The 5,834-nt window shown below is 56.9% G+C and carries 8 protein-coding genes and 1 pseudogene; 5 read left to right on the top strand and 4 right to left on the bottom strand.

The window, feature by feature from the left end:
* Positions 1–85: 85 nt before the first annotated feature.
* Entirely contained in the window at positions 86–343 is a 258-nt protein-coding gene (locus tag V7066_RS21555; RefSeq protein WP_334185034.1) for a hypothetical protein, read from the top strand.
* Complete coding sequence (locus V7066_RS21550) at positions 340–690, top strand: hypothetical protein (protein WP_334185033.1); 351 nt, start codon at positions 340–342, stop codon at positions 688–690. The genes V7066_RS21555 and V7066_RS21550 overlap by 4 nt, the downstream gene beginning before the upstream one ends.
* A 58-nt stretch (positions 691–748) precedes the next feature.
* Here the strand turns inward: V7066_RS21550 and V7066_RS21545 are convergent, their stop codons facing one another.
* On the bottom strand, positions 749–1,291 hold the full coding sequence (locus V7066_RS21545) for a hypothetical protein (protein WP_334185032.1): 543 nt from the start codon (positions 1,289–1,291) through the stop codon (positions 749–751).
* A 201-nt stretch (positions 1,292–1,492) separates the two neighbouring features.
* Between V7066_RS21545 and V7066_RS21540 the strand changes: the two genes are divergently transcribed.
* Both V7066_RS21540 and V7066_RS21535 read left to right on the top strand, forming a co-directional pair.
* A complete protein-coding gene (locus V7066_RS21540; RefSeq protein WP_334185031.1) occupies positions 1,493–1,735 on the top strand; it encodes an excalibur calcium-binding domain-containing protein in 243 nt (80 codons plus the stop codon).
* Between the two features lie 109 nt (positions 1,736–1,844).
* The gene (locus V7066_RS21535; RefSeq protein WP_334185030.1) at positions 1,845–2,435 is read left to right on the top strand and encodes a hypothetical protein; all 591 of its coding nucleotides are present in this window, start codon (positions 1,845–1,847) and stop codon (positions 2,433–2,435) included.
* A 113-nt stretch (positions 2,436–2,548) separates the two neighbouring features.
* Here V7066_RS21535 and V7066_RS21530 read toward each other — a convergent pair whose 3' ends face one another.
* Positions 2,549–3,382 carry a hypothetical protein gene (locus V7066_RS21530; protein ID WP_334185029.1) on the bottom strand — a complete coding sequence of 278 codons (834 nt, stop codon included), beginning with the start codon at positions 3,380–3,382 and terminating at the stop codon, positions 2,549–2,551.
* 168 nt (positions 3,383–3,550) lie between these two features.
* Here V7066_RS21530 and V7066_RS21525 point away from each other — a divergent pair, with 168 nt between their 5' ends.
* Positions 3,551–3,850: a hypothetical protein gene (locus V7066_RS21525; RefSeq protein WP_334185028.1), complete on the top strand. Its 300-nt coding sequence runs from the start codon at positions 3,551–3,553 to the stop codon at positions 3,848–3,850.
* Here V7066_RS21525 and V7066_RS21520 read toward each other — a convergent pair.
* Together V7066_RS21520 and V7066_RS21515 are read right to left on the bottom strand one after the other, a co-directional pair.
* Complete coding sequence (locus V7066_RS21520) at positions 3,813–5,603, bottom strand: recombinase family protein (RefSeq protein ID WP_334185027.1); 1,791 nt, start codon at positions 5,601–5,603, stop codon at positions 3,813–3,815. The genes V7066_RS21525 and V7066_RS21520 overlap by 38 nt on opposite strands.
* Before the next feature lie 15 nt (positions 5,604–5,618).
* Positions 5,619–5,834: pseudogene (locus V7066_RS21515) on the bottom strand (DNA mismatch repair endonuclease MutL); the annotation flags it as partial.

The raw sequence follows: 5,834 nt of genomic DNA, 5'->3' as shown, positions 1-5,834 counted from the left end.
CGTCTCTTAAGAGATTATCGCGCCATCAGGCAGGCGGTCCCAATCGGACGGTTACCATCAAAGCGGGACGATCGACACTACCCTGATGTCCGACGCTGAGTTTCAGGCCTGGCAAGTCGATATCAGCGGCGTGACCCAAGATGGCGAGCGGTATCGGTGCCGCTACATCTTTACACCAAGGCAGACCCGATTTCACCTGCTGGGTCCGGGGGCTGATGCCCCGATTGAGGCTGACGATGAATTGCTCGATCTCATCGATTCCTATCTGAAGAGTGGCATTTTAGTGAACCTTGATGGCTGGTCCCGCGATCAGGTGGTCGCCCTGCTTTTCGGTGAACAATGACCGAAGACCATCCCCACGAGAAAACCGGCTGTCCGCTGTGCGATGGTGACGAGGAATACATCGCAGCATTGAAGGAACGCCTGGAACCGGTTCTCGCCAGGGGAAGAGCGCAACGAGGTATCGACGTTGTCGTCCCGACCGGTCTGACCCGCGCTGAGCGTCATGAGTTCCTGAGAACGAACCCTATCGGAACACTCGTCCTCGACCAGCTAACCGATGCCGAAATTGATGACTGGATCGAGGACCACGACCGTCCGGGTGATCACGCGTGGGTATGCGCGACCAACCTGTCCGAACGGAACATGATGCTAGTTTTCTTCGGTCGCGAGGATGACCAGCCGGATTGATGGACAAAACCTTGCAGAACCCGTTGATCCGGCATCGTCTGGACTGGCTGACGTTTGGTCATTGGGCGAACGGGTCGCGAGGATCGAGCCCGGCGGCCTGAAATGCGCATTTCCTCAAACTGGCAATCGCTGAGGAAGAGCCACGAAGGTCGCTTCCGGCAACTGCTCTCACGCCATAGCGCACACCCACGAAATCAGATTTCGCCAAATCTTGGAAGAAATCGGAGACGGCGCTGCTTCCGGCGAACAAAGTCGAGAACATGTGCATGTCCGTATCCGGCACAAGGCGATAGCTGAAATCTCTTTCACCCCAGCCATCGTCAAGAACGCCCTTTGACGAGAAGTCGAGGTGCAGCTTTGTCATTCCTTCACTTGGCAACGAGGTCGTGAGAGTCGAACTAAACGTCATCAGGACGTTCTTTTCCCGTGCGTCATAATAGACGTTGAAGATTTCGCGTCGATCGTCGTCGTGCTGCAAAACTTGTGACAGAGTGCAGCGCCCGGCGACTTGCTTAATCGTCCACGTGCCCTCTCGTGCAAATTCTTGCGCCGACGCTGGCTCGCCGAAAACCATCAACGCGGCCAGAGCGAACTTTTTCATCTGAACCTCTCGATCAAAGCGATAGGTTTGCAGATGGGTGTTGAAATATCGTTTAACCTCAATGTTTAGGCTGGTTTTGAAGTCTGTGCGGCTGTTTACGCTTCGTCAAATCTACCGCCGTAGCCTTCGGCGATGGCCAGAAACCGCTCAATCCACACGATCCGTCCTCGCCGCCGCTCGCGTAGGCGTGAGGGTTGGGGGATGATCGCGGACTACATCATCGGCGCTGTGATCCTCGGTGGAGCGGCCGGTCTCGCGCTGAATGCATGGGATGGTCATCAGGCACGGAAGGCCAAACTGGCAGCCCTTCCCACAGGATATCAATTCCCCGGATGCGATGCCGTCCGAGCGCAAGGCCTGGACCCGCTGAGACGCGGAGAACCCGGTTATGGCGAGCACATGGACGGTGACGGCGATGGGATCGCTTGCGAACCCTACCCCTGACGGTGCAACCAGACCGCGATTGCCGATAATGGAACCGACATTCAATAGGCCTGCGATCGCGGATTGCGTTTCAAATTCACGAGGTTAGATGTTTGGCCATGGAGGGGGCATGTCCATAGCTTATAGTGCGGGCCGCATCTGGCGGAAAATCTGGAACGGGCCGTTTCACATCGGTCGCCTCGCTCAGCCGGTCACGGTTGGCGACGTTCTCATGAAGCTGCTGGAAACGGCGTGGCGGACAGCCATCCTCGCGATAACAATTGTGGTCGTGACGGTCGCTTGCGGTGGCGTGTGGTTCACCTATCTCAGCCCCGTAATTTTCCCCCGCGCAGAAACGAACCTCGTTGTGGAAGCGGTTTATGATGACGGCAAGCGCACGATACCGGCACCTCCCCCGTTCGTTAAGCCGGGGCAGAAAGCGCCTCCGGTGTTTCGCTGCACGCCCGATTATCCGATCAAGGTGAGTTTCTGGAACAAAAGTTCGCGGCCGATCACGGATGTTTATTTCGACATTGAGGCTTACAACGTCGGCTACACCAACAATCTGGTAGACGGCGGCGCATTTCGCGAAAACCATCGGGTTGTTGAGCCTCACCATGTCTGGACTACGTGCTACGCCTCCCCTGTTCTTGAAGGCGTCGATCCTCTGGAATTGACGTACAAGGCCAGCGTCTCGACAGCATCGTACGCTGACGAATAATCTTTAATACACCAATACAGTGTAAGCTAACCCGACAACGTGCGCGGCATTATTTTGTTTAACGCGTCCTCCTTTCTGAAATCGTCGCTCTCACCTCGGAATGGCAACGACGATCAGGTGAATGATCGCAACAGCATGACCGTCAACAAACCGACGGCGATCCAGAGCGGTGTCGCGAGTTTCGACGACAGTTCGTTCAAGCGATTAATCGCGGCCCGCGTTTCGAGATGTTCGGTTGAGGGCTCGATCGACATCTCCAGTTCCCTTACCTGATTCTTGAACTCCCGCTGTTCCTCGCGAAATGTATCACTTTCCGGTGCCCAATCCGCGACCTTGATCAGCACGCTGGCGTCCGTGATGGGCAACCTGTCAACGCCATTCCACCGGTAGACCGACCTGAAATCCCCCTCTTCGGGCGGCTGCGGGAATTCGATCCCGATAACGAAATCCAGCTTCGGCTTTTCCGACGAAAGCAACCGAGACCGCAGAAGATCAAATTCGGAGGTCGCCAGCCGGACATTTCCTGTGATCGTTGGCCATCTGTCACCGAAATCTTCGGCCGGAGGGTAGTAGGTCAGTTGCCCGACCCAATCCCTAGCATCCTTTCGATCGGCAAGATCGGATCGCCATTCGGAGGACACCGGCTCAATCCAGAGCATGATCGGACAATTTCGAAGCCTCCAGCCAACCTCGTCCTCTCGCGGCTTCACGCCTTCAGGTGGGTCTTCGATCAGACGAGGCGGATGAATCTGGTCCCCGATGATGACTTCCCGTTTCAAGGAATCCGAGAGCGACGGGCGCCAGTAGCATTTCAACTCGATCGCGGGGCGGCTCTCTTCCCCGAATTTCGCAGCGGGGCTGACAATCCTTGCGCCCGTGACGGAAAGGTCGAACGACGATCCCCGGCTCAACCCCTGGAGAAAATCGTCTGTCGCTGTCGATGCCATTGCTCGCTCCTGCGTATTTTACGTTCGCCGGATGCTAACCGAAACCGGGGAGCGAACGGATTAACGAAATGAAATCGGCATCGTGGTCGTTTTCGGTTTCGATTGAAGGGCATGGACAGCATGTCTCAATTGGGCTAACGCCTCCTCGCCTTTTTTAGAGACCTTGTTTTGCAGAATTTCGATACGCCGGAATATACGGCGAATTTGACGCTGGCGCGTAGCGGCTCGCACCGCACAATCGTGCAAGCGGTGAATTCAAATGGTCGTCGGGCCTATCTTCTGGCCAACGACAGGCGCGAAGGAGACTTCGTGTTCACCGAGCATAAGGCTCTGCGCGGATACTCCGAAACCTCGCCCATGTGGCGCCAACTAGCAATGAAGCGCGCGCCAACAATTGACGCGCTTGTTGCTTCCATCGCACCGGAAATCGCTATTCTGCTGGGCTATCATCAGGCGCTCGCTGCTTAGTCTCATCCGAACGACGCAGGACGCTTTCCGCAATTTTCCGCGCCGAACCTTCCAGGCGGTCCAACCTCGACCGTTTCGACAAGTCCCAATCGATGAAGGTTGAGGGCCGTCTGCCGCTGCCGGGGACAAGCTGAATCATCCGCAGGCCATGTTTGAACGTCACGGTGGATGTCCCGTCCTCGTGACACATGATTTTCTCGATGACTGATCGCAAACCGGTGGCGACCATGGATCGTGCAATCGCTCGGTCATCGAGGTCTTCGGCGTAGAGCCGCTCGCGGATTGCGGCCAAGCGGGTCATGTGCTCGATCGCGGTTACAGCGCCACCGGCCTTTCGACGCTTTTCTTCAAGATCAGCAATTCGTGAGGTGATCTCGGCCGCAGTCTGTTCCGCTTTCTGCGCGAGCTTTTTGGCCATGTCGGAAGGCTCCTCCGCGTAAGCCTCCCACAGATTCACCGCTTTCTTCGTTGCAATCTCGCAATCGCGCCGGAGATCGGCGATTTCGACATTAGCGGCGGCAATAACATCGTTCTGCGCAAACGATCCATCATCCATGGCAAGATGCAAACACGAATCGAGAAGTGCGCGTTCCATGCCAAGATACGCGATGTTCCTGCGATTATCGCAATGGTTGGGGTCCGACTCAGGCAATTTCTGAGCGGCGACTCGGCACCGCAGCGAAGCGGTGTCGATTTTCATGATCTCGGGCTCACGACCTTTTCGATTGATAACGGAGCCTGCTCGACGCCCACGGACATATTCCATCACGCCCCCGCAGACCTCACAAAGGCATAGGCCGGACACGAGATTGGCCACGACAGCCGATCGCCGACCACGAACGTCCTTCCGTGAGCCGCCCATAGCTTGAACTCGATCGAACACGTCTGGCTGGACGATGCGTGGAAAATAGCCGCGAATCGGTTCTCCAGCAGCGACGCTCTTGCCGTGGTCGTCGGTCATCATGGGCTGGTGGTCACCGATGGCCGCAGGATTTTGCATGATTCGGAGGACGGTCCCCCTCGACCATGCCTTCGGGGCTTTCCGCTTTTCACCTTCAAAACGCGGCCAAGGCGCAATGCCCGATGCGTTAAGGCTTTGTGCGATCGTATGAGAGCCTAACCCGCCATCAGCCATGTCGAAGATCGCTCGCACAATTTCGCCGCGATCCAGGTTCGGCCCTTTGCCTTCATCGATCACAAGCCAGGCGGTCCGGTCTTCGGAGAGCTTCAGCCAAGACGGACCTAGTGCGCTCGCGATGGTGCCGCTCGCCATAGCGTCTCGGCGACGTTTCCAGCGATCGCGACCGAAGTCAGCCTTTGCGGCAGATTCTTCGTGGACCATTTTCGCGGTGAGGAAGAATTGGATCACAGACATGAAGTCCGGATTTTCGCCTGCACGGTAAGTGAGGCGACCGTCCCAGCAAGCAAGCGTCACGCCGTTGCGCGTGATGCTTCTCATGAGATCGAATGAATCATTCGGGTCTTCGCGGCTCAGACGGCTGATCTTTTCGATCAGGATCGTCTTTCCCCGATGATGTCCGGCGACGATTTCCTTCTCAAGTTCCGCCAGACCGGCGCCGTTCATACGATGCCGCCCGTGGAAACCCGACTTACCCTGATCTGAAACGATCCGTTCAATCTCAAGATCGAGTTCAGTCGCGAGTTCCTGACAACGCTCTAGCTGGCGTTCGAGAGAGACGCCGTCGCGCTGCTCAAGGGTAGAGAAACGGGTGTATATAATCGCCTGCTGCATAGGACCTCTGCACTATCATCGCTCGAAGAGTTTCTTCAAGCTTTGTGCATCGATCTTGACCCACGTCGGGCGCCCATGGTTGCATTGGCCGGAGCGCGGGGTGCGCTCCATTTCGCGCAGCAGCGCATTCATTTCCGCGACCGAGAGCGACCGACCGGCCCGGACCGATCCGTGGCAGGCCATCGTCGCCAGCACGAGTTCGAGCTTCTCGCCCAGCAACAGGGCATCGCC

Source organism: Novosphingobium sp. (genome assembly GCF_036820275.1).
Lineage (GTDB): Bacteria > Pseudomonadota > Alphaproteobacteria > Sphingomonadales > Sphingomonadaceae > Novosphingobium.
Note: the sequence above shows the minus strand (reverse complement) of the source record. Positions and strands in the feature narration are given on the sequence as shown.

Coding starts and splice junctions, on each gene's coding strand:
- V7066_RS21555 (WP_334185034.1), top strand. CDS start 86: ATGTCCGACGCTGAGTTTCAGGCCTGGCAAGTCGATATCAGCGGCGTG.
- V7066_RS21550 (WP_334185033.1), top strand. CDS start 340: ATGACCGAAGACCATCCCCACGAGAAAACCGGCTGTCCGCTGTGCGAT.
- V7066_RS21545 (WP_334185032.1), bottom strand. CDS start 1,291: ATGAAAAAGTTCGCTCTGGCCGCGTTGATGGTTTTCGGCGAGCCAGCG.
- V7066_RS21540 (WP_334185031.1), top strand. CDS start 1,493: ATGATCGCGGACTACATCATCGGCGCTGTGATCCTCGGTGGAGCGGCC.
- V7066_RS21535 (WP_334185030.1), top strand. CDS start 1,845: ATGTCCATAGCTTATAGTGCGGGCCGCATCTGGCGGAAAATCTGGAAC.
- V7066_RS21530 (WP_334185029.1), bottom strand. CDS start 3,382: ATGGCATCGACAGCGACAGACGATTTTCTCCAGGGGTTGAGCCGGGGA.
- V7066_RS21520 (WP_334185027.1), bottom strand. CDS start 5,603: ATGCAGCAGGCGATTATATACACCCGTTTCTCTACCCTTGAGCAGCGC.